This is a genomic window from Acidobacteriota bacterium (genome assembly GCA_026707545.1).
GTDB lineage: Bacteria > Acidobacteriota > Thermoanaerobaculia > Multivoradales > Multivoraceae > Multivorans.
On sequence record JAPOWR010000005.1, the window covers coordinates 93,834 to 114,659 of the forward strand.

Annotated in this window: 19 protein-coding genes; 14 read left to right on the forward strand and 5 right to left on the reverse strand. The window is 68.5% G+C overall.

Annotated features, from left to right (window positions below; genetic code table 11):
- Positions 1–1,944 (forward strand): acetate--CoA ligase, encoded by a 1,944-nt coding sequence (gene acs / locus OXG83_16475; protein ID MCY3966621.1) that lies wholly within the window; start codon positions 1–3, stop codon positions 1,942–1,944.
- A gap of 75 nt (positions 1,945–2,019) precedes the next feature.
- Positions 2,020–3,129 carry an AI-2E family transporter gene (locus OXG83_16480; protein MCY3966622.1) on the forward strand — a complete coding sequence of 370 codons (1,110 nt, stop codon included), beginning with the start codon at positions 2,020–2,022 and terminating at the stop codon, positions 3,127–3,129.
- 9 nt (positions 3,130–3,138) lie between these two features.
- On the opposite strand, the gene OXG83_16485 is transcribed toward OXG83_16480, so the two are convergent.
- Positions 3,139–3,885 (reverse strand): 3-oxo-5-alpha-steroid 4-dehydrogenase, encoded by a 747-nt coding sequence (locus OXG83_16485; GenBank protein ID MCY3966623.1) that lies wholly within the window; start codon positions 3,883–3,885, stop codon positions 3,139–3,141.
- A 79-nt stretch (positions 3,886–3,964) separates the two neighbouring features.
- On the opposite strand from OXG83_16485, the gene OXG83_16490 reads away from it, so the two are divergent.
- The 9 genes from OXG83_16490 to OXG83_16530 all read left to right on the forward strand — a co-directional run bounded on the left by OXG83_16490 (position 3,965) and on the right by OXG83_16530 (position 11,568).
- Positions 3,965–4,426 carry an SUF system Fe-S cluster assembly regulator gene (locus OXG83_16490; protein MCY3966624.1) on the forward strand — a complete coding sequence of 154 codons (462 nt, stop codon included), beginning with the start codon at positions 3,965–3,967 and terminating at the stop codon, positions 4,424–4,426.
- Positions 4,426–5,874, forward strand: a complete 1,449-nt coding sequence (sufB, locus tag OXG83_16495; protein MCY3966625.1) for a Fe-S cluster assembly protein SufB — start codon at positions 4,426–4,428, stop codon at positions 5,872–5,874. The genes OXG83_16490 and sufB overlap by 1 nt, the downstream gene beginning before the upstream one ends.
- A gap of 68 nt (positions 5,875–5,942) precedes the next feature.
- The gene (gene sufC / locus OXG83_16500; protein ID MCY3966626.1) at positions 5,943–6,698 is read left to right on the forward strand and encodes a Fe-S cluster assembly ATPase SufC; all 756 of its coding nucleotides are present in this window, start codon (positions 5,943–5,945) and stop codon (positions 6,696–6,698) included.
- 4 nt (positions 6,699–6,702) lie between these two features.
- Entirely contained in the window at positions 6,703–8,067 is a 1,365-nt protein-coding gene (sufD, locus tag OXG83_16505) for a Fe-S cluster assembly protein SufD (protein ID MCY3966627.1), read from the forward strand.
- Between the two features lie 4 nt (positions 8,068–8,071).
- On the forward strand, positions 8,072–9,355 hold the full coding sequence (locus OXG83_16510) for a cysteine desulfurase (GenBank protein ID MCY3966628.1): 1,284 nt from the start codon (positions 8,072–8,074) through the stop codon (positions 9,353–9,355).
- A gap of 26 nt (positions 9,356–9,381) precedes the next feature.
- Positions 9,382–9,834: an SUF system NifU family Fe-S cluster assembly protein gene (locus OXG83_16515; GenBank protein ID MCY3966629.1), complete on the forward strand. Its 453-nt coding sequence runs from the start codon at positions 9,382–9,384 to the stop codon at positions 9,832–9,834.
- Positions 9,835–9,863: 29 nt separating this feature from the next.
- Positions 9,864–10,205, forward strand: coding sequence for an SUF system Fe-S cluster assembly protein (locus tag OXG83_16520; GenBank protein MCY3966630.1), 342 nt, complete (start codon positions 9,864–9,866; stop codon positions 10,203–10,205).
- Positions 10,205–10,717: a sulfur transferase domain-containing protein gene (locus tag OXG83_16525; GenBank protein ID MCY3966631.1), complete on the forward strand. Its 513-nt coding sequence runs from the start codon at positions 10,205–10,207 to the stop codon at positions 10,715–10,717. The genes OXG83_16520 and OXG83_16525 overlap by 1 nt, the downstream gene beginning before the upstream one ends.
- Before the next feature lie 77 nt (positions 10,718–10,794).
- Positions 10,795–11,568: a hypothetical protein gene (locus OXG83_16530; GenBank protein ID MCY3966632.1), complete on the forward strand. Its 774-nt coding sequence runs from the start codon at positions 10,795–10,797 to the stop codon at positions 11,566–11,568.
- 23 nt (positions 11,569–11,591) lie between these two features.
- On the opposite strand, the gene OXG83_16535 is transcribed toward OXG83_16530, so the two are convergent.
- Together OXG83_16535 and OXG83_16540 are read right to left on the reverse strand one after the other, a co-directional pair.
- Positions 11,592–12,026: a type II toxin-antitoxin system VapC family toxin gene (locus tag OXG83_16535; protein ID MCY3966633.1), complete on the reverse strand. Its 435-nt coding sequence runs from the start codon at positions 12,024–12,026 to the stop codon at positions 11,592–11,594.
- Positions 12,023–12,256, reverse strand: a complete 234-nt coding sequence (locus tag OXG83_16540) for a hypothetical protein (protein MCY3966634.1) — start codon at positions 12,254–12,256, stop codon at positions 12,023–12,025. Before OXG83_16540 ends, OXG83_16535 begins: the two co-directional genes overlap by 4 nt.
- 227 nt (positions 12,257–12,483) lie before the next feature.
- On the opposite strand from OXG83_16540, the gene tkt reads away from it, so the two are divergent.
- Positions 12,484–14,526, forward strand: coding sequence for a transketolase (tkt, locus tag OXG83_16545; GenBank protein ID MCY3966635.1), 2,043 nt, complete (start codon positions 12,484–12,486; stop codon positions 14,524–14,526).
- 116 nt (positions 14,527–14,642) lie between these two features.
- Complete coding sequence (locus OXG83_16550) at positions 14,643–15,725, forward strand: alpha/beta hydrolase (protein ID MCY3966636.1); 1,083 nt, start codon at positions 14,643–14,645, stop codon at positions 15,723–15,725.
- 114 nt (positions 15,726–15,839) lie between these two features.
- On the opposite strand, the gene OXG83_16555 is transcribed toward OXG83_16550, so the two are convergent.
- Complete coding sequence (locus tag OXG83_16555; protein MCY3966637.1) at positions 15,840–17,876, reverse strand: PQQ-binding-like beta-propeller repeat protein; 2,037 nt, start codon at positions 17,874–17,876, stop codon at positions 15,840–15,842.
- Between the two features lie 102 nt (positions 17,877–17,978).
- Here OXG83_16555 and OXG83_16560 point away from each other — a divergent pair, with 102 nt between their 5' ends.
- Positions 17,979–19,379, forward strand: a complete 1,401-nt coding sequence (locus OXG83_16560) for a sulfatase-like hydrolase/transferase (protein MCY3966638.1) — start codon at positions 17,979–17,981, stop codon at positions 19,377–19,379.
- A 41-nt stretch (positions 19,380–19,420) separates the two neighbouring features.
- Here the strand turns inward: OXG83_16560 and OXG83_16565 are convergent, their stop codons facing one another.
- A complete protein-coding gene (locus OXG83_16565; GenBank protein MCY3966639.1) occupies positions 19,421–20,797 on the reverse strand; it encodes a serine hydrolase in 1,377 nt (458 codons plus the stop codon).
- Between the last annotated feature and the right edge of the window lie 29 nt (positions 20,798–20,826).

The following is a 20,826-nucleotide window of genomic DNA, read 5'->3' on the forward strand; positions in this document are numbered from 1 at the left end:
ATGATTCCCGTCAAGAGTGCGATGTCTTCCAGCGGCCGCGCCCATGTGGACGGGATGGACGCCTACGAGGCCCTGTACCGGCAGTCGATCGAGGATCCGGACGGCTTCTGGTTCGAACAGACGGCTTCGCTCGACTGGTTCACCGCGCCACGGTCGGCCGGCCGCTGGGACTTCGACGCCGTGGACTTCGCCTGGTTCGAGGACGGCGTGCTCAACGCCTGCGCCAACTGCGTCGACCGCCATGCCGCGGCCCGGCCCGACAAGACCGCCCTGATCTGGGTGGAGGACGAACCGGGCCGCTACCACCGCATCAGCTACCGCGAACTGAAGCGCAACGTGTGCCGGATCGCCAATGTACTGACGTCGCTCGGGATCGGGCAGGGAGACCGGGTCTGTATCTACCTGCCGATGATTCCGGAACTGGCCTACACGATGCTCGCCTGCGCCCGGGTCGGCGCGGTGCATTCGGTCGTCTTCGCCGGTTTCTCGGCCGACAGCCTGCGCGAGCGGATCGTCGACGCGGGTTGCCGGCTGCTGGTCACCGCGAACGAGGGCCTGCGGGGCGGCCGGACGATCCCGCTGAAGGCGACCTGCGATCGGGCCGTCGTGGGACTGGACCTGGTCGAGCACATGCTGGTCGCGCGGCGCACCGACGCCGAGGTGCCGATGACGCCGGGGCGCGACCTGTGGCTCCACGAGGAGACGGCGAAGCAGCGGGCGACCGCGCCGGTGGCCCGGCTCGACGCCGAGGCGCCCCTGTTCGTGCTCTACACCAGCGGCTCGACCGGCAAGCCGAAGGGCGTGCTCCACACCACCGGCGGCTATCTGCTTTACGCTTCGATGACGCACCGGCTGATCTTCGACCACCACGACGACGACATCCACTTCTGCGCCGCGGACATCGGCTGGGTCACTGGACACAGCTACATCGTCTACGGCCCGCTCGCGAACGGCGCGACCAGCGTCATGTTCGAGTCGGTGCCGACCTATCCGGACCCGGGCCGCTACTGGCAGGTCGTCGACGACCTGGGGGTGACCCTCTTCTACACCGCCCCGACCGCGCTGCGGGCGATCGCCCGCGAGGGCGACCAGTGGGTCACGGCCTACGACCGCGGTTCGCTGCGGGTTCTCGGTTCGGTCGGCGAACCGATCAACCCCGAGGTCTGGAACTGGTACCACGATGTCGTCGGAAACGGCGACTGTCCGGTCGTCGACACCTGGTGGCAGACGGAGACGGGCGGCATCCTGATCACTCCGCTGCCGGGTGCCACGCCGCTGGTCCCCGGCTCCGCGACGCTTCCCTTCTTCGGCGTCGAGCCGGTCCTCGTGGATGCCGACGGCAACGAACTGGAAGGCAACGACCGGAGCGGCAATCTCTGCCTCAAGCGCTCCTGGCCCGGCCAGGCCCGGACGATCTACGGCGACCACCAGCGCTTCGTGGAGACGTACTTCAGCACCTATCCCGGCATGTACTTCACCGGCGACGGCTGCCGGCGGGACGAGAACGGCTACTACTGGATCACCGGCCGCGTCGACGACGTGCTCAACGTGTCCGGGCACCGGCTGGGAACGGCCGAGATCGAGAGCGCCCTGGTCGCGCACGACGCGGTGGCCGAGGCGGCGGTGGTCGGTTGCCCGCACGAGATCAAGGGCGTCGGCATCTACGCCTACGTGCTGATCACGCCGGAGGCGGAGAGCCGGGAGCAGGCCGGGCTTGTGGCCGAACTCCGGCAGCAGGTGCGCACGGTGATCGGACCGATCGCGACGCCGGACCGCATCCACATCGCCGCCGGTCTGCCGAAGACCCGCTCCGGCAAGATCATGCGTCGCGTGTTGCGCAAGATCGCCGCCGGCGAGTACGACGATCTCGGCGACGTGACGACCCTGGCCGAACCGGCCGTCGTCGACGGCCTGGTCGAGGACCACCGCGCCGCCGCAGGTTGACGCCGTAGGACTCCTCGGCGCGCGTGCAGCGGTCGCCTTCTGGCGGCCGTGACGCGGCTACACTCTGGTCGAGCGATGGCTACGAATCCAAGCGAACCGACCCGCGACTTCGGGGCGCCGATCCGGCTCCTGGTCGTCGCGGCCTGCGTCGTCGTTCTGGTCGCCGGTCTCCGGGCCGCGTCGTCGATCATGATCCCGTTCCTGGTCGCGGTCTTCATCGCCGCGATCAGCCTGCCCGTCCTGACCTGGCTGCAGCAACGCCTGCCGATGATCGTCGCCGTTCTCGGCACGATCCTGATGGATCTGCTGGTCATCGCCCTTGCCGGCTATCTGGTCGGTTCCACCGCGAACCAGGTCGCGGGCGAGATGGGCGAGATCCAGTCCACCCTGACGGAGTGGATCGAAGACGGCGGCGAGTGGCTCGAGGAGCGGGGTGTGCCCGTCGCCAATTGGCGGGCGGGCGACGACTCCCTTTCGCAGGCGCTGGTCTCGCGTTTCGAGCCCGGTTTCCTGGTCGACTTCGTGAACCGGACCTTGCGGACGACGACGGCCGCGCTTTCGTCGTTCCTCGTCATCTCGCTGATCGTCATCTTCACCCTCTTCGAGGCGGCGACCTTCGGTCCCAAGGTGCGCGCGGCCTTCGGCAGCGCCGGCGCCGAGGCGCGCTTCGCCCGCGCCATGCACGAGATCCAGCACTACATGGGGATCAAGACGGTGATCAGTCTGGCCACGGGCCTGCTGATCGGCATCTGGGTCGGAGTGCTTGGCGTCGAGTTCGCGGTGTTCTGGGGACTCGTGGCCTTCGTCCTCAACTTCATTCCCAACCTCGGGTCGATCATCGCGGCGGTGCCGACGACCCTCCTGGCCATGGTCCAGATCGGCGTCGGCCGGGCGCTGCTCGTCGCCCTGGGCTACCTGGTCGTCAACATGGTGATCGGCAACTTCATCGAGCCGCCGCTTCTGGGCCGGAGGCTCGGCCTCTCGACCCTGGTGGTCGTCCTTTCCCTCGTCTTCTGGGGCTGGGTGTGGGGACCGGTCGGGATGCTGCTGTCAGTGCCGCTGACGATGGTGGTCAAGATCCTGCTCGAGAACACGGAGGAGTTCCGCTGGGTTGCCGTGCTGCTCGGCGACAGCCGGGAGGCGGAACGCCTGGCGCCGGCGTCCGGCGGGGACGGGAACGACTGAGACCCGGCCTCAGAGCAGGCCGGGGATGAGCGCCCGGCGGCGCGCGGGATAGCCGGGGAATCTCTCCCGGTACCAGCGGTGACGCCACAGTGCCCTTGGGACCAGGTTGGCCGCCGTCCACAACGCGAACGCCAGGCCCGGCAACGACCAGCTCATCAGGGCGAAACCGACCCACTCGACGATCTCCCCGGCCAGGTTGGGGCACGACACGTAGTCGAAAGCGCCGCCTCGGGGCAGGACGGCACCGCCTGAGGCCCTGGCCCGCAGCGATGACAGGCGGTAGTCGGAAGAGATGTTGAGCACCGCTCCGAGAATGAAGAGCGCGGCGCCGGCTCCGAACCTTGGATCGGAGAACCAGTCCTCCGGATAGTCGGCGAACCGCGCCAGGTGCCAGCCCAGGAACGCGCCGTTGACGAGGTTGAAGGCCGCGCCGGCACAGGCGGTCGCGGCCGGGAACGGGCGCGCCTGACGCTGGACGATCAGTGGCCAGACCAGCGTGCGGTGAAGGTAGTGGGCAAGCCAGAGGCCGACCAGGACGTCGCCGACCCTGTGGCGCTCGCCGGCCGCGAGGTACACCGCCGGAAAGACCAGCATGGCGGGCAGCTCCATCCAGAACCAGCCCCAGCGGGCGTCGACCAGGGGGCCCCGGGGCACGCCGCCCAATCGACCTGTCGTGTCCCGGCCCATCAGGCCGTAGACCAGCACCGGCACGGTCAGCCCGCACCAGATCAGCAGTGTCGGAGTGAACCAGGACATCGCTTCACCGCTACGTTGACACACTGCTTTCCCATGCTAATCTCGGAATCGGGACTATTCGGGTCCCCGTTTCACCGCCATGATCCGACTGACCAAGCAAGCCGACTACGGCATCGTCCTGATGACCCAGCTCGCGTCGACCGGGCAGGCCGCCGCCGCGGAGCTGGCGGTGCAGACCCACCTGCCGGCGCCGATGGTCAGCAAGATCCTCAAGCTGCTCGCCAAGGCCGGCCTGCTGGTGTCTCACCGCGGAGTGCACGGCGGCTACGAACTCGCGCGTTCGGCGGCGGAGATCAGCGTCGCGCACGTGATCTTCGCGCTCGAGGGTCCCATCGCCCTGACCCAGTGCAGCGAACACTCGGAACACGAATGTTCGTACGAGGCGTTTTGTCGCGTCCGCGACAACTGGCAACGGATCGACCGCGCCGTACGCGGAGCGCTCGAGGACATCAAGATCGCCGAGATGGCCCAGGCGGACTTCATGGCCGGCGCGCCCGGCCGGGTCGCCGAGTCCCTGATTCCGCTGGGGAGCAGCACCTGATGCCGACCGCCGCGGACACGATCGGAGCACTCGCCGAACGCGACTACGAGTACGGCTTCGTCACCGACGTCGAGCAGGACACGGCGCCGCCGGGCCTGAGCGAGGAGATCATCGCCTTCATCTCGGCGAAGAAGAACGAGCCGCAGTGGTTGCTCGACTGGCGGCTTGCGGCCTACCGGGGCTGGCAGAAGATGGTCGAGCCGACGTGGGCGAACGTGCGCTACGAGCCGATCGACTATCAGTCGATCTGCTACTACGCGGCGCCGAAGAGCGACGACGACCGGCCCAAGAGCCTCGACGAGATCGATCCCGAGATCCTGGCCACCTACGAGAAGCTCGGCATCCCGCTCAAGGAGCAGGAGATGCTGGCGGGCGTGGCGGTCGACGCGGTGTTCGACAGCGTCTCCGTGGCGACGACGTTCCGCGAGAAGCTGGCGGAACTCGGCGTCATCTTCTGCTCGTTCTCCGAGGCGGTGCAGGACCATCCGGACCTGGTGCGCAAGTACCTGGGAACGGTCGTGCCGCGCCGGGACAACTTCTTCGCCGCCCTGAACTCGGCCGTGTTCTCCGACGGTTCCTTCGTCTACATCCCGAAGGGCGTCCGCTGCCCGATGGAGCTGTCGACCTACTTCCGGATCAACGCAATGAACACGGGCCAGTTCGAGCGTACCCTGATCATCGCGGAGGAAGGCAGCTACGTCAGCTACCTGGAAGGCTGCACCGCGCCGATGCGCGACGAGAACCAGTTGCACGCGGCCGTCGTCGAGCTGATCGCCCACGAAGACGCCCAGATCAAGTACTCGACCGTTCAGAACTGGTACCCGGGCGACAAGGAAGGCGTGGGCGGCATCTACAACTTCGTGACCAAGCGCGGCCTGTGCGAGGGCCGGCGCAGCAAGATCTCCTGGACCCAGGTCGAGACCGGCTCGGCGGTGACCTGGAAGTACCCGAGCTGCATCCTCAGGGGCGACGACTCGGTGGGCGAGTTCTACTCCGTGGCGGTCTCGAACAACCGCCAGCAGGCGGACACCGGGACGAAGATGATCCACGTCGGCAAACGGACCTCGAGCACGATCATCTCGAAGGGGATCTCGGCCGGCGAAGGCCAGAACACGTACCGCGGGTCGGTGCGGATCCTCCGCTCGGCCGAGGACGCCAGGAACTTCTCGCAGTGCGACTCGATGCTGATCGGGGACCGCTGTGGAGCTCACACCTTCCCCTACATCGACGTCGCCAATCCGAGCGCCCAGATGGAGCACGAGGCGTCGACGTCGAAGATCGGCGAAGACCAGATTTTCTACTGCAACCAGAGAGGCATCGACACCGAGGATGCCGTTTCGATGATCGTCAACGGGTTCTGCAAGGAAGTGTTCCGCGAACTCCCGATGGAGTTCGCCGTGGAGGCACAGAAGCTGCTCGAGGTCAGCCTCGAGGGCAGCGTCGGCTGACCCTTTCGGGAGCCGGGGTTGCCGGGACCGCAAGCGGCTGGGAAGACGCCGCACGGAGACATACAGCAATGCTGAGGGTGAGGGACCTTCACGCGAGGGTCGAAGAGCAGGAAATCCTGAAGGGTGTGGACCTGGAGGTGAAAGCCGGCGAGGTCCACGCCGTGATGGGGCCGAACGGCTCGGGCAAGAGCACGCTGGCCCAGGTGCTCGCGGGCAAGGAGGACTACGACGTCACCGCGGGCTCGCTGGAGCTCTTCGGGGAGGATCTGGCGGAGATGGCGCCCGAGGAGCGCGCCCATGCCGGCCTCTTCCTGGCCTTCCAGTACCCGGTCGAGATCCCCGGCGTCGGCAACAGCTACTTCCTCAAGGCCGCGCTCAACGCGATCCGCAAGGCCAGGGGCGAGGACGAGCTCGACGCGATGGACTTCCTCCAGTTGCTGCGCGAACGCGCCGGACTGGTCGACGTGGACGAGGCGCTGCTCAGGCGCCCGGTCAACGAGGGCTTCTCGGGCGGCGAGAAGAAACGGAACGAGATCCTCCAGATGGCCGTGCTCGAGCCGCGGCTGGCCGTGCTCGACGAGACGGACTCCGGGCTCGACATCGACGCGCTGAAGACGGTGGCGGCGGGCGTCAACGCGCTCCGTCGCGAAGATCGGGCGTTCGTCGTGATCACCCACTACCAGCGGTTGCTCAACTACATCGTGCCCGATCACGTCCACGTCCTCCTGGACGGGCGGATCGTGCGTTCCGGCGGCAGCGAGCTGGCGCTCGAACTCGAGGAGAAGGGCTACGCCGGCCTGACCAAGGGTCCGTCCGGAGACTGAGCCGGTGACCGTCTCCAGGGGACCGTCCACCGCTCCGTACCTCGATCTCCATGCCCGCCGCAGCGGCGAGGCGGGGATCCTGCGGGCGCGGCGGCAGGCGGCGATCGAACGGTTCGAGGCCGCGGGCTTCCCGACTGCCCGTGACGAGGAGTGGCGGCAGACGAACCTCGGCTCCCTGCTGCGCGCGACGCCGGTCGCCCCTTCGCCGCCGTCGCTTCGGGGCGGCGAGGCCGCGCCCTTCCTCTACGCTGACTGTCCTCGGATGGTCTTCGTCAACGGTCGCTACGCGGCGGAGGCCTCGTCACCGCCACAACAGGTCAAGGCAGTGGCTCTTGCGGAACTCGGCGCCGGCGACGCCGCGGAGGCGGTCGTGGAGCATCTCGGAGCCAGCGTCGACGGCAGCGCTTCGTGCAGCGCCGACGCGGGAGTGCATCCGTTCGCGGCGCTCAACACCGGCCTGTTCGAGGACGGCGCGGCGATCGTGATCCCGGACGGAGCGATCGTCGAACAGCCGCTGCAAGTGCTTTGGCTCAGCGCGCCGGCGTCGGGCACCCGGGCAGCCGGCGGCAAGGCCCCCGCCGCCGTCGAGGTCAGCTTCCCGCGCCTGCTGGTCGTGGCCGGCGAGAACAGCCAGGCTTCGGTGATCGAGACCTTCGCCGCCGCCGACCCGGGCGCCGGCGGCTACTTCGTCTGCCCGGCTGCGGAGTTCGTCTGCGGCGCGGGCTCGGTGCTCCACCACACCCGCCTGCAAGCCGACGCGACCGACGCCTTTCACCTCGGCTTTCAGCACGCGCACCTCGAACGCTCGGCCTCCTTCGATTCCTCGTCGCTGGCCTTCGGCGGCGGCCTGGTGCGCAACGACACGACCGCCACGCTCGACGGCGAGGGCGCGGACTGCACCCTCGACGGCCTCTACGTCGTCGACGGCTCCCAGTTCGTGGACAACCACATGCGGGTAGAGCACCGGCAGCCGCACACCACGAGCCACCAGCTCTACAAGGGCGTCCTGGACGGCCGGGCGCGCTCGGTGTTCAACGGCCGCATCTACGTGCACCAGGCGGCGCAGAAGACGGACGCCAAGCAGACGAACCGCAACCTGCTGCTGTCGAAGTCGGCGCTTGCCAACAGCAACCCGCAGCTCGAGATCTTCGCAGACGACGTGCGCTGCACCCACGGTTCGACGATCGGCCGGCTGGACGAGGACGCGCTCTTCTACCTGCGGGCGCGCGGCATCGGCCGCGAGCAGGCCCACGGGATGCTCGTCTACGCCTTCGCCCGGGAACTGGTCGAGAAGGCCTCCTACGAGCCGCTCCGGCAGGACCTGGAAGGGCGGCTGCTGGCGAGCCTGAACGGCGGCGGCGACGGGTAGGCCGATGACGGCTCCGGCGCCCTTGGCGGAACGGGAGCGGCTTGCCGCGGCCGAGGCGCTCGACGTCGAACGCCTCCGCGCCTCCTTCCCGATCCTCGACCAGGAGGTTCACGGCCATCCCCTGGTCTACCTCGACAACGCCGCCAGCTCGCAGCGGCCGGAGGCCGTGATCGAGGCGGTCAGCGACTGCTACCGCACCTACTACTCGAACGCCCACCGCGGCGTTCATGCGCTGTCGGAGCGCTCGACCGACGAGTACGAGGCGGCTCGCGGCAAGGTGGCACGGTTCGTTGGAGCGTCGAAGAGCTCCGAACTCGTTTTCACCCGCGGCACGACGGAAAGCCTGAACCTGGTCGCCCAGAGCTACGCGCGGCCGAGGCTGCGTCCCGGCGACGAGGTGCTGCTCACCGAGATGGAGCACCACTCGAACATCGTCCCCTGGCAGCTCGTCTGCGAGCAGACCGGTGCCCGCGTGCGCGCGGCTCCCATCACGGACGACGGCGACCTCGACCTGGCCGCGATGGGCGGACTGATCGGCGAGCGCACCAGGGTGGTCGCGCTGGCCCACGTCTCGAACGCCCTCGGTACCGTGAACGATGTGGCCGCGATCGCCCGTCTGGTTCGCGACCGCTCGGACGCCGCCGTGGTCGTCGACGGGGCGCAGGCCGTGCCTCACATGAAGGTCGACGTCGCTGCCCTCGACTGTGACTTCTACGCCTTTTCCGGCCACAAGATGTACGGTCCGGGCGGGATCGGCGCGCTGTGGGGGCGGGGCGAGCTGCTGGCTTCGATGCCGCCCTATCACGGCGGCGGCGCGATGATCACGCGGGTGACCTTCGAGCGCACCGAGTACACCGTGCCGCCCCACCGCTTCGAGGCGGGCACGCCGAGCATCGCACCGGCGATCGGGCTCGGCGTGGCGATCGAGTTCCTGGAGTCGATCGGCCTCGAGCGGATCGAGCAACACGAGCAGGCACTGCTTTCCCACAGTCTGGAACAGTTGAACGATCTGCCCTGGGTCCGAGTGCTGGGGCAGGCGCCAGAAGGCGGATCGCCGCGCGCAGCCGTCCTCTCGCTGGTCATCGACGGCGCTCATCCCCACGACGCCGCGACCATCCTGGACGAGCAGGGCATCGCGATCCGGGCCGGCCACCACTGCGCGCAGCCGCTGATGGAGCGGCTCGGCGTTCCGGCCACGGTGCGGGCGTCGTTCGGCATGTACAACACCCACGAGGAAGTCGACCGGCTGGTCTCCGGGCTGCACGAAGTGCGCCGGATCTTCGGCTGATCGGCGTAGGCTACGCAGCAACCGCGATGTCCGATCTCCGCGATCTCTACCAGCAGGTCATCCTCGACCACTACCGGGCGCCCCGGAACTTCGGCGCGCTGGAGCCCAACTCGAGCTGCGCCGAGGGCTACAACCCGCTGTGCGGCGACCAGGTCAAGGTCTACCTGCGCATGGACGGCGATCGGGTGGAAGGCCTGACCTTCGAAGGCGTCGGCTGCGCGATCTCGACCGCGTCGGCGTCCCTCATGACCGAGGCCGTCCGCGGCCTCGAGCGGCCGCAGGCGGAGGCGCTGATCGCTTCCTTCCTGGCCCTGATGACCGGCGACGGCAACGGAGGCGGCAGTGTGCCTCTGGGCAAGCTGGAGGTGCTGAGCGGCGTGAAGGACTACCCGGTGCGGATCAAGTGTGCGACCCTGGCGTGGCATGCTCTCCGGGCGGCCCTCGAAGGCGGCGACGCGGAGGCCGTGTCCACCGAGTAGGCTGTACCGGCAACGGGAGGATCTTGAGAATGGACGACACCGCCGCGACCGGAACCCCGGTCGACATGCCGGCCCTCGAGGCGCGGATCGTCGAGGCGCTGAAGACGGTCTACGATCCGGAGATCCCCGTCGACATCTACGAGCTCGGCCTGATCTACGACGTGCGAATCGATCAGGAAGCGCACGTCAAGTTGCAGATGACCCTGACCTCGCCGCACTGCCCGGTCGCCGAGTCGCTCCCGGCCGATGTGGAGCGGACCGTGCGCGACGTCGAGGGTGTGGGCAGCGCCGAGGTCGAGGTGGTCTGGGACCCGACCTGGAATCCGGCGATGATGAGCGAGGCCGCCAAACTGGAACTGGGGTTCTTCTGATGCGGTACCTGTCTCTTTCGACCGCCCTGGCCCTGGTCCTCGCCGCGCCCGCCCTGGCCGCCGAACAAAAGGACCACGGCCTGCGCGGCGCGAAGCACCCGGAACCGGGCGTCCTCTTCGGCGGCCAGCCGACCGAGGATCAGCTCAAGGCGATGGCCGCCGACGGCCTGTCCTTCGTCCTGGACCTGCGCGCCGAGGGCGAGAACCGGGGCTTCGACGAGCAGGCAGCCCTCCAGAGCCTGGACGTTCCCTATCTGAACCTGCCGGTGGATACGGAACGCCTCGAACAACCCGAGACGTTCGAGCGCTTCATCGAGGCGATGGACAAGGTGGACGGCCCGGTGCTCGTCCACTGCGCCTCGGGCAACCGGGTCGGAGCCCTGTACTACGCCTACCTGGTCGCCGGGAAGGGTGTGGAACGGGAAGAGGCCCGCACCCGCGCCAGGGAGAACGGACTGCGAAGCGCCGCGCTCGAGAAGGCCGTCGACCGCTATCTTGATTCAAGGCCCTGAGGATCCCCGGCTCCTGACGGACCGACGTCACCTCCGTCATGTTCTGGAACCGGCTGCGACGAGCACAGGAAGACGAGATGGCTGAGACCCCGGCGACCCTGCCGCGGTTCGGCGCCAGGTTGCGTAGGAACCTGCCGTTCTTCGGGATCGAACTCCTGGTCGTGTTCGTCGGCGTCTACCTGGCGTTTCTCCTTGGCAACCGCCAGGCGACCGAGCGCGAACAGGAAGTCGCGCTGAAGTACCGCGAGGTCCTCATCTGCGACTTCGAGATCCTCGTCTCGTCCCTGCGCAACCAGTTGGAGAGACTGCGGCCGCACAGACAGGTCGTCCGGCAGATCGAGGAGGGCCTGGAACCGGACATTCCGTTGAGCGAGTTCTACTACCTGTACGACGATCGGGTCCTCCAGGCCGCTTTCGACAGCCAGAACTTCGAGTCGTTGGACAGCCGTCTGGTGCAGGCCGTCGTGAAGGGCAGAGTCCTGCTTCTGTCGCTGGAACAACACGTCGGCCGCCTGAACGCGTTCATGGCCACGACTCTGGTGCCGATGCAGCGGGACGGCGACCGTCGCTACTACGACGACGAAGGCAATCTGCTCCCGCACCTGGAGGCGTACCCGCGCCTGGTCGGGGCGGTCACGGACGTGAACGTGAGCCTGCAGCGCGTCCTGCTCGGGGAGGCCCTGTTCAGCCTGCACATCGAAACGATGGGCATCGATTTGAGTGACCTCGTGGGTTTCGATGCGGACGACCCTGACACCCCCAAGGCAGTGAAGGATGCCGTGACTCGCGCGGCGGAGCTCGCCCAATTCGACTTTGAGAACCCGTGCTCTCGTAGCTTTGCCAGCTTGTAGGGACCGTAAGCGGCGACCCTGCTTTAGCTCGCGCCGATGTCCCCGATGTGTCGGATCGAGTCCGCCAGATAGGGGTGGCCTTGCACCCGATCGAGAAAGCGCATGTCCGCGGTGACGACCGGGTACCTTTCCTGCAGCGCCAGAGCAAGGTAGAAACAGTCGTAGGTCGGGTGCTCGAGATCCATGCTGAGTTGAGAGGCGGCGCTGGCGAGTTGGCGCATCGGCACCGGCGTCGCCACGGGCGCCCTCCGTAGCAGCGCCACCGCGCCGGCCAGATCCTCCCGACCTATGTCGCCTCGGCGGCACATCGCCCAGAGGGCGTTCGTCGCTTCCGCGAACAACAGCTCGGGCGCCAACAGGGTGGCGTTTCCCTCGAGCAGGCCAGACGCCTCGCGGGAGAACTCCTCGGAAACCAGCCACTTCACCGCGACGCTGGCATCGACCACCCAGCCGTTCACCGGCTATCCCGATCGCGGTCGGCCCGAATCGTCTCGGTGCTGTCGACGGAGGATCGGAGCCGTCGTCGCATGGCTGCGGCGCGGTCGGCGAAGTCGCTTCCGTCGGCCACGAGAGCGCGACGCAGGATCTCCCGGTGCTCCGCTTCCGCGGACCGGCCGCGGGCCGCAGCCTGGAGCTTCAGAGCGGCAACCACCTGGACCGGTACGTTGCGGACAGTGAGTTGCGGCATGGCGGCCCCTCTTTCTGGTGGTCTCAATGGAGACGCTGTCAAAGAAGGCGATAGTAGATGGCGCTGTCAATGCTGTCAACAAGTCCTGGTCGGCCAGCTTCCCGTGAAGGTAACCCGGTGAGGCGGCAGCGCGCCGGACCGGGGCCCGTGTATGCTTGGTGCCGCTTGACCGGCCCCTCGCCACGCCTTCGTCCGCCGCGCCCACGATCCACAGGAACCACGCGTCGATGAGTCAGGTCGAGGCCGCCGGAACGCCCGAGACCGGCGGGCCGCCCCAGCGCCAGCCGCTGGATGTCGCGACGGACACGCTGCGCTTCCTCGCCGTCGACATGGTCGAGCGGGCGAACAGCGGCCATCCCGGCGCGCCGATGGGTCAGGCGGCGATGGCGGCTCTGCTGTGGACGAAGTACCTGCGCTTCGCTCCCAGGGATCCCCAGTGGCCGAACCGGGACCGGTTCGTCCTCTCCTGCGGCCACGCCTCGGCCCTGATCTACGGCCTGTTGCACCTGGCCGGCTACGACCTGAGTCTCGACGAGATCCGGAGCTTCCGCCAGTACGGCTCCTTGACTCCGGGACACCCGGAGCACGGCCTGACGCCCGGCGTCGAGGTGACGACCGGCCCGCTCGGCCAGGGCATCTCGGCCGCCGTCGGCATGGCGATTGCCGAGCAGCTCCTGGCGGTGCGTTTCAACCGTCCGGGCCACGTTCTGTTCAACCACCGGACCTGGGTGCTTGCCAGCGACGGCGACCTGATGGAAGGCGTCGCCTCCGAGGCCTGCTCGATGGCCGGGCACCTGGGCCTCGGCAAGCTGAACGTGCTCTACGACGCGAACCGGATCACGATCGACGGTCCGACGGACCTGAGCTTCAGCGAGGACGTGCTCGGGCGGTACAAGGCGTACGGCTGGCACACGTTGTCGGTGGAGGACGGCAACGACATCGAAGCTCTCGACGCCGCGTTCGAGGCGGCGCTCGCGGAGACCGACCGCCCGAGCCTGATCCAGGTTCGCACCCACATCGGCTACGGCAGCCCGAACAAGCAGGACAGTGCGTCGTCGCACGGAGCGCCACTCGGCGCTGACGAAGTGGTGGCGACCAAGGAAGCCCTGGGGTGGCCGCTCGAGCCCGAGTTCCTCGTGCCAGAAGCGGCCCGCGAGGCCTTCGCACCGGCTGCCGACTTCGGGTCCGAGGCGGCGGCCGAGTGGCAGAGACTGCTGGAGTCCTACCGGCGCGAGTACCCGGAGGCGGCGGCCGAGCTCGACCGCCGTCTCGCCGTTGGCCTGCCGGACGGCTGGCGCGCTGCGCTGCCGCGCTTCGATCCCGACAGTGGCCCGATCGCTACGCGTTCCGCATCCGGGGTCACCCTCAACGCGCTGAAGGACCTGGTGCCGGAGCTCGCCGGCGGCTCGGCCGACCTGACCGGATCGAACAACACGCTGCTCGAAGGCGAGGGCGACTACGCGGCAGGTGCACCCACCCGCCACTTCCGCTTCGGCGTGCGCGAGCACGCGATGGCCGCGGCGATGAACGGTCTGGCGCTGTCCGGCCTGTTCCGTCCCTACGGCGGCACCTTCCTCTGCTTCCTCGACTACCTCAAGCCGAGTCTCCGCCTGGCCGCGCTGATGGAGCTCCGGGCGATCTACGTCTTTACGCACGACTCCGTCTTCCTGGGCGAGGACGGACCGACCCACCAGCCGATCGAGCACCTCGCGCACCTGCGCGCGGTGCCGAGGCTCGTCGTCGTCCGGCCCGCGGACGCGAACGAGACCGCCGCGGCCTGGGCTCTCGCGCTCGAGACGCCGGGCCCCTGCGCCCTCGTCCTCACCCGGCAGAAACTGCCGGTGCTCGAAGCCACTGTCGACGGTGCGCTCGAGGGCGTCGCGCGGGGCGCCTACGTTGTGGCGGACGGCGGAGCCGAACCCGACCTGATCCTGATCGCCACCGGCTCCGAGGTCGCGCCAACGTTGGAGGCCGCGTCCGAGCTCGAAGCGGAAGGCCACGCCGTCCGCGTCGTCAGCATGCCCTCCTGGGAGGCTTTCGCCGGGCAGCCGCGGGAGTACCGCGACCACGTGCTGCCGCCCGGCGTCAGCCGCCGGCTGGCCGTCGAGGCCGCGGCGACCCTGGGCTGGGAACGCTGGACCGGTTCGGAAGGCGACGTCCTCGGCCTTGACCGCTTCGGCGCCTCCGCCCCGTACGGGGCTCTGGTCGAGAACCTCGGCATCAACGCCGCGGCGATCGCGGCCCGGGCCCGGCTGCTGCTGGGGGGTTAGGAAGGTCGCCGGCCGTTGGCCGGCGGCTGTGTTTCTGGGGCTGGTCCGCTTGCCGCCGCAGGCGGCTAGAAGTGCGCGCCGGCCGTCAGGCCGGCTCCATTCATCTCCGCTGTACCATGAACCCGAAGATGCCGCACTCCTTCGTCACCTCCGCTCTCGCCATCGCGCTGCTTCCGGCGCCGGCACCCGCTCAGACGGACACCCCGGCACCACTCGTCGCCGCGCTGGACGCCGACGGCGACGGCACCCTGGCGTCATCCGAACTCCCCTCCCAGGCCCGGCGCGTTCTCCTCTTCGCGCTCGACGCCGACGACGACGGCGTCCTCTCAGCGGAGGAACTCGACACGATCGGCCGTGGCGGCGCCGGCCGCGGACGCAAGACCCGCCGGGGCCCCGACAACTGGGACTTCGCCGAGGAGGCCACCAACGGAATCCGCATCGTCCGTAACCTCGAGTACGCCGACGGTGAGGCCTACGCCGGCGGCCGCGGCAAGCTCGACCTCTACATTCCGGCCGGCGATGGCCCGCATCCCGTCATCGTCTTCTTCCACGGGGGCGGGCTCTACAACGGAGACAAGTACAGCCTCGTCGACCTGGGACCGCGGTTCGCGTCGCTCGGCTATCTCGTCGCGGCGCCGAACTACCGGCTGTCGCCCGAGTACGCCTACCCCGCCTACATCGAGGACGCGGCCGCGGCGTTCCGGTGGGTCTGGGACCAGATCGTGAACTACGGTGGCGACCGGGACCGCATCGCCGTCTCGGGAGGCTCCGCGGGCGGCCACATCGCGGCTCTCTTGTCGGTCGACGCGCGCTACCTCCGGGCCCAGGATCTGGATCTCGGCAACATCCGCGCGTCGCTGCCGATCACCGGCCTGATGAACGCCGAGCGCGCCGGCCGCGAGCGTCACCTCCTGACGTGGCGTGCTGACCCGGAACTCGTCCGGGAAGCCTCGCCGATCCGCTACGTCGCGCCCGGCCTGCCGCCGATGCTGATCACCGTCGCCGACGGCGACACCGAGAACCGCCGTACGCAGAACGTGGAGATGTTCGAGGCGATGGAGGCGGCGGGCGCCGAAGTCGAGTTCGAGTGGCTGGTCGACCGCACCCACAACTCGATCCGGCCGAACATGGCGAAGGAAGGCGATGCGACCGTCGAGCTGCTGCTCGACTTTCTACGCCGCCACGGCATGGCGCCGTGACCTGTAGGGCGGTCGTCGGCGTGCGAGTGGGTAAATCTGCCGCACTTTTGCCCGGACGCAATAGATTACTGCCGAGACAGGCGGCCTGGGAGGTGCCGGCGCACCCAGGGGCGGCTACTCCGGCAGGCTGAACGCGATGTACTCGCCCCCGGACGGCCCGCCGGTTCGCCCGCCGCCGGCGGCGATCACGACGTACTGCTTGCCGTCCACGCTGTAGACGGCCGGCGTCGAGTAGCCGGCTGCCGACAGCTTCGCTTCCCAGAGGATCTCGCCGTTCTGCGTGTCGTAGGCGCGGAACATCTCGTCGGGCGTCGCGGCGATGAAGATGAGGCCTGAGGCCGTCACGACCGGCCCGCCGTAGTTCACGGCCCCGAAGCCGAGGCCGGGGTGGGTGGGGTAGTCGCCGAAGGGCACCTTCCAGGCGATCTCGCCGGACGCGAGGTCGATCGAGTTCAGCGTGCCCCAGGGCGGCGAGTTGCCGGGCAGGTTCTCGTGGTCGCGAAGGTAGACGTAGCCTCCGAGCGCGTAGGCGAGCTCCCCTCTTGGCTCGTCCTCCTCGGGCTCCGGCGACAGGATGTAGGCCTCGATCGCGCCCAGCTCGATCCGGTTGAGGTGCGCGAAACCCTCCATCCGGCCGCTGCCTTCGCGGATGATCCGGCGCATCTCGCCGCGCGACAGGCGGTCGCCGACGCCGAGCAGGGGGCCGCCCATGTCGGTGCCTTCGAGCTTCTGCCCGTGGCAACGGCCGCAGTGGAGCGCGTAGGTGCCGTAGCGGCTGAAGCCGACCGGCACCTCGGTCAGTTCCAGGATGCCGGCGACGTCGTTCGCGTTGACGATCAGGTGGTTCGTGTTCGGGTCGAACGCCGAGCCGCCCCACTCGCCGCCGCCGTCGTACCAGGGCATGAAGAGCACGGTGCCGACCTTCGGCGGCGCCCAGGGCCGCAGGTCCCAGTCCTTGATCCGCTCCTCGACGAACGCGCGCGCCTCCGGAGTGCGGTTCGTGATCTCGAAGTCCTGGCGGCTGATGACGACGGCGGACATCGGCTGTGTCGGCGCCGTCACCTCGCCCGGCAGGGTGCTCGGAATCGGCGTCTCGATCTCGTGGATCTCGTACATCGACTCGCCGGTCTCCCGGTCGAACACGTAGAGCTGCCCCGTCTTCGTGGTCATCGCCACGGCGTCGATCACCCGGCCCTCGCGCTCGAGCTGGACCAGGGTCGGCGGCGACGGATTGTCCTTGTCCCACAGGTCGTGGCGGACGACCTGGAAGTGCCACATCAGTTCGCCGGTGCGCGCGTCCACGGCGACCAGGGCGTCCGAGAACAGGTTGTCGCCGAGGCGGTTCGCGCCGTAGAAGTCGGGGGTCGCCGAACCGGTCGGCGCGAACAGGATCCCGCGTTCTTCATCCAGCGCCATGCCGGTCCAGACGTTGGCGCCGCCGGCCCGCTCGAGCGATCCTTCCGCCCAGGTCTCGGAACCGAAGTCGCCGGGCTTTGGAATCGTGTCGAACTGCCAGACCAGGCTGCCGTCCACGGCGCTGAAGGCCCGAATCGACCCGGGGAAGGCGTTCGCGTCCTCGTTGGTCGAGAAGCCGAAGATCAGCTTGTCCTCGAACACGACTCCCGGAACGGAAACGAAGAAGTATCCGTTTCTGTCCCCGTCCGGCGTCAGGTCGAGGCCGCCTCCGTCGCCGAAGCTCTCGACCGGCGTGCCGTCGTCCGCGCTCAGTGCGATCAGATCCTTGCCGTGGGTGAAGAAGAGGCGCCTGTCCGAGCCGTCTTCCCACCACATGAGTCCCCGTTGGGCATTGCCGGGCAGGCCCAGGTCGGAGCGCCAGATCTCCTCGCCCGTCGCGGCGTTCAGGGCGAACGCGTCGAGCTTCGGCGACAGCGCGTAGAGCACTCCGTCGATGACCAGCGGGCTCGTGTACATCGTGGCGCCGCGGCCCCGCGGCTCGCCCGAGTCGTACACCCAGGCCACTTCGAGCTCGCTCACGTTGTCCCGGTCGATCTCGGTCAGCGGGCTGTAGTGCCGGCGGCCCGAGTCGCCGAGGTAGACGGGCCAGTCTTCGTCGGTGGGACCGCAGGCGATGATCAGAAACGCCGCCAGGAGGGGCACCGTCAAGGCCAGAGAACGTCTGCTGGATCGCATGGCGGGCAATCGTACTTGCTCAGCGGAGACTCCTTCCTCGACGGAATCGCATGTATCCTGAGCGAACCAGATCCAAACGCGGTTCGAAAGGGGAACGATTCGATGAAGAGGCTCACTCCCTTCCTCCTGACCTTCCTGCTGGCGTCGTCGGCCGCTGCCGAGGATCCGCCGAACATCGTCCTCCTGTTCGCCGACGACCTCGGCTACGGCGCGATCTCGGCGTACGGCGGCGCGAGCATCCCGACCCCGCACATCGACTCGATCGGCGAGCAGGGAGTCCGCTTCGTCTCCGGCTACATGACCGCGCCGGTGTGCAACCCGTCGCGCAACGGACTGATCACCGGCCGCTACCAGCAGCGCTGGGGCAAGGAGTTGAACTCGCAAACCGTGCCGCCGATCGGCGCCGCCCGGGGGACGCTCGGCATCCACCACCGCACGATCGGCGACGCGCTGAAGACCGCCGGCTACACGAACGCCGCGATCGGCAAGTGGCAGCTCGGCATGCGGCGGCTCCTGCATCCCCTCGACCGCGGCTTCGACTACTTCTACGGCATGCCGTCCGGCATGAACTACGTCGACCCGAGCTGGCCGGGCGCGCACGCGCTGGAGATGAAGCCGGTGACCCGCGGGAACCCGGACCGCATCGTCGCCATGTTCAAGGGCCGCGAGGAGGACGAGCTGAAGGAGTACCAGACCACCCAACTCGCCCGCGAAGGGACCCGGTTCATCGACCGCAACAGGGACGAACCCTTCTTCCTCTACCTCGCCTTCTACGCACCGCACGGCCCGATGCAGGTGATGGACGAGCACTACCAGCGGTTCCCGGACTTCGACGATCAGTACCGGCGCGTCTACGCGGGCATGGTCAGTGCGCTCGACGATGCCGTCGGCATGGTCTTGGCGAAGCTCGAGGAGCACGGCCTCGCGGACAACACGCTCGTCATCTTCACCGCGGACAACGGCGCGATGAGCACCGCGGACACCGAACGGGTCCACAACAGCCCCCTGATCGGCCACAAGCGGAACCTCTACGAGGGCGGCATCCGGGTGCCCTTCCTGATGCGCTTTCCCGGCCGCATCTCGGCCGGCACCGTCTACGAGCACCCAATCAGCTCGCTCGACCTCTTCGCCACTTCGGCCAGCCTGGCGGGCGTCCCGAACGTCGAGAGCTACCGGCTCGACGGGGTCGACCTGATCCCCTACCTGTCAGGCGAGACGGAGGGCACGCCGCACGAGTACCTGTTCTGGCGCTCCGGGCCCAACGCGGCCGTCCGTCACGGCTCCTGGAAGCTGCTGATGGCCGGCGACCGGGTTCGCCTGTACGACGTCGACGAGGATCCCGGTGAGTCCGAGGACCTGTCCGCCGACAATCCGGAGGTCGTCGCGAAGCTGAAGGAGGCGTTCACCCGCTGGAGCGAGGAGATGGAGGATGGTCGCGTCTCACCGCCGGCCCGGCGAGTGACGACCGACTACAACGGCGACACGATCGAGTGGCACATCTGAGACGGCTGCAGGCGAGCCGTTCCCACATGATGAGACGTCCTCTACGGGTCTGTGCCGGCCCGTTGGCCGCGCTGCACCTGGCCCCAGCGTTCGAGTCGCAGGTGCGTGGCCAGGCCCGTCCCGGAGTCGACCTCGAAGATCGCGATCTGCTCCTTGTCCCGGGTGCCGGCGAAGCGGTGCTCGCCGATCGGCACGGTCTCCCTGCCGGCGATCAGCAGCTTGCCGTCCCTCACCGCGACGGGTAGCGGACTCCGCCCGAAGTCGTAGATGCCGGCGTAGCGCTTCAACTCGTCTTCGGCCAGGTCCGCGGCGAGATGGTCTGGCTCCGCCACTCCGAGCACGGCCCTCGCGATGCGGGCCTCGAGCGGGCCGGGTTCGGCGCAGTTGCAGTTGGCGAGAACCGTGACGATCAGGTCGTCGTCCGGATACCAGGAGAGCTGGCTGAGGAAACCGTTGATGCCGCCGCCATGCTCGATCTTCGGCCGGCCGGCCATCTCGCCGACGAACAGGCCGAGGCCGTAGCCGATCTCGTCGCCGCGGGGCAGCCGTCGCCTGGTCGTCATCGCCTCGAGCCCGTCCGGTCCGACCACGTCGCCGGCGCCGAGCGCCACGATCCAGCGCACCAGGTCGAGGGCGCTGGAGCCCAGTGCTCCGGCGGCGAACGGCAGGTGCATGGAGAGCGGCTCGTCGTTCAGCAGGACGCCGTCCTCGACCCGGTAGCCCTCGGCGCGGTTCGGCACGATCGGGTCGTTGTAGAGGTAGTGCGACTCCCGCATGCCGAGCGGCCGGAAGAAGGTCTCCTCGAGGTACTCCGCGTACGACTTGCCGCTCGCCTTCTCGACCAGCAGGCCCGCCAGGTAGTAGCCGGAGTTGTTGTACTGGTAGCGGTCACCCGGCTCGAACTCGTACGCCACGGTCGAGAACAGTTCGATCATCTGCTCGTGCGAGAGGTCGAGGCGGCCCTGCTCCCAGAACGCCGGCATCTCGGTGTAGCCCTTGATGCCGCTCGTGTGATCGAGCAACTGGCCTACCGTGATGTGGAACTCGCCGACCGGGTAGTCGGGGAAGTACTTCGTCATCGGATCGTCGAGGGCGACCTTGCCTTGCAGGGCGAGCTTCATCACCGCGGCGGCGGTGAACTGCTTGGTCACGGAGCCGATCCGGTAGACGGTGTGCTCGGTTGCCGGCACCTGGTTCTCGACGTCGGCGAAGCCGTAGCCGCTGGCCAGGATCAACTCGCCGCGGTGCTGCACGGCGACGGAGATGCCGGGCGTCTGCGTGGCCTCCATGGAGTCGGAGACGAGTCGGTCGATTCGTTCGAGCAGGGCGCCGCGGTCGTCGGCACCCCCCGCCGCCGGAGCGATCGCCGTGGCCAACGTGGAGAAGAGGATGAACCGGGCCATCGATGGGATTCGCATGGACTCGATCCTATGGCGCGCTACCCTGT

What these genes read in the sequence shown, in the direction of transcription:
- acs (MCY3966621.1), top strand. Translation starts at nt 1, where the DNA reads ATGATTCCCGTCAAGAGTGCGATGTCTTCCAGCGGCCGCGCCCATGTG.
- OXG83_16480 (MCY3966622.1), top strand. Translation starts at nt 2,020, where the DNA reads ATGGCTACGAATCCAAGCGAACCGACCCGCGACTTCGGGGCGCCGATC.
- OXG83_16485 (MCY3966623.1), bottom strand. Translation starts at nt 3,885, where the DNA reads ATGTCCTGGTTCACTCCGACACTGCTGATCTGGTGCGGGCTGACCGTG.
- OXG83_16490 (MCY3966624.1), top strand. Translation starts at nt 3,965, where the DNA reads ATGATCCGACTGACCAAGCAAGCCGACTACGGCATCGTCCTGATGACC.
- sufB (MCY3966625.1), top strand. Translation starts at nt 4,426, where the DNA reads ATGCCGACCGCCGCGGACACGATCGGAGCACTCGCCGAACGCGACTAC.
- sufC (MCY3966626.1), top strand. Translation starts at nt 5,943, where the DNA reads ATGCTGAGGGTGAGGGACCTTCACGCGAGGGTCGAAGAGCAGGAAATC.
- OXG83_16510 (MCY3966628.1), top strand. Translation starts at nt 8,072, where the DNA reads ATGACGGCTCCGGCGCCCTTGGCGGAACGGGAGCGGCTTGCCGCGGCC.
- OXG83_16515 (MCY3966629.1), top strand. Translation starts at nt 9,382, where the DNA reads ATGTCCGATCTCCGCGATCTCTACCAGCAGGTCATCCTCGACCACTAC.
- OXG83_16520 (MCY3966630.1), top strand. Translation starts at nt 9,864, where the DNA reads ATGGACGACACCGCCGCGACCGGAACCCCGGTCGACATGCCGGCCCTC.
- OXG83_16525 (MCY3966631.1), top strand. Translation starts at nt 10,205, where the DNA reads ATGCGGTACCTGTCTCTTTCGACCGCCCTGGCCCTGGTCCTCGCCGCG.
- OXG83_16530 (MCY3966632.1), top strand. Translation starts at nt 10,795, where the DNA reads ATGGCTGAGACCCCGGCGACCCTGCCGCGGTTCGGCGCCAGGTTGCGT.
- OXG83_16540 (MCY3966634.1), bottom strand. Translation starts at nt 12,256, where the DNA reads ATGCCGCAACTCACTGTCCGCAACGTACCGGTCCAGGTGGTTGCCGCT.
- tkt (MCY3966635.1), top strand. Translation starts at nt 12,484, where the DNA reads ATGAGTCAGGTCGAGGCCGCCGGAACGCCCGAGACCGGCGGGCCGCCC.
- OXG83_16550 (MCY3966636.1), top strand. Translation starts at nt 14,643, where the DNA reads ATGAACCCGAAGATGCCGCACTCCTTCGTCACCTCCGCTCTCGCCATC.
- OXG83_16555 (MCY3966637.1), bottom strand. Translation starts at nt 17,876, where the DNA reads ATGCGATCCAGCAGACGTTCTCTGGCCTTGACGGTGCCCCTCCTGGCG.
- OXG83_16560 (MCY3966638.1), top strand. Translation starts at nt 17,979, where the DNA reads ATGAAGAGGCTCACTCCCTTCCTCCTGACCTTCCTGCTGGCGTCGTCG.
- OXG83_16565 (MCY3966639.1), bottom strand. Translation starts at nt 20,797, where the DNA reads ATGCGAATCCCATCGATGGCCCGGTTCATCCTCTTCTCCACGTTGGCC.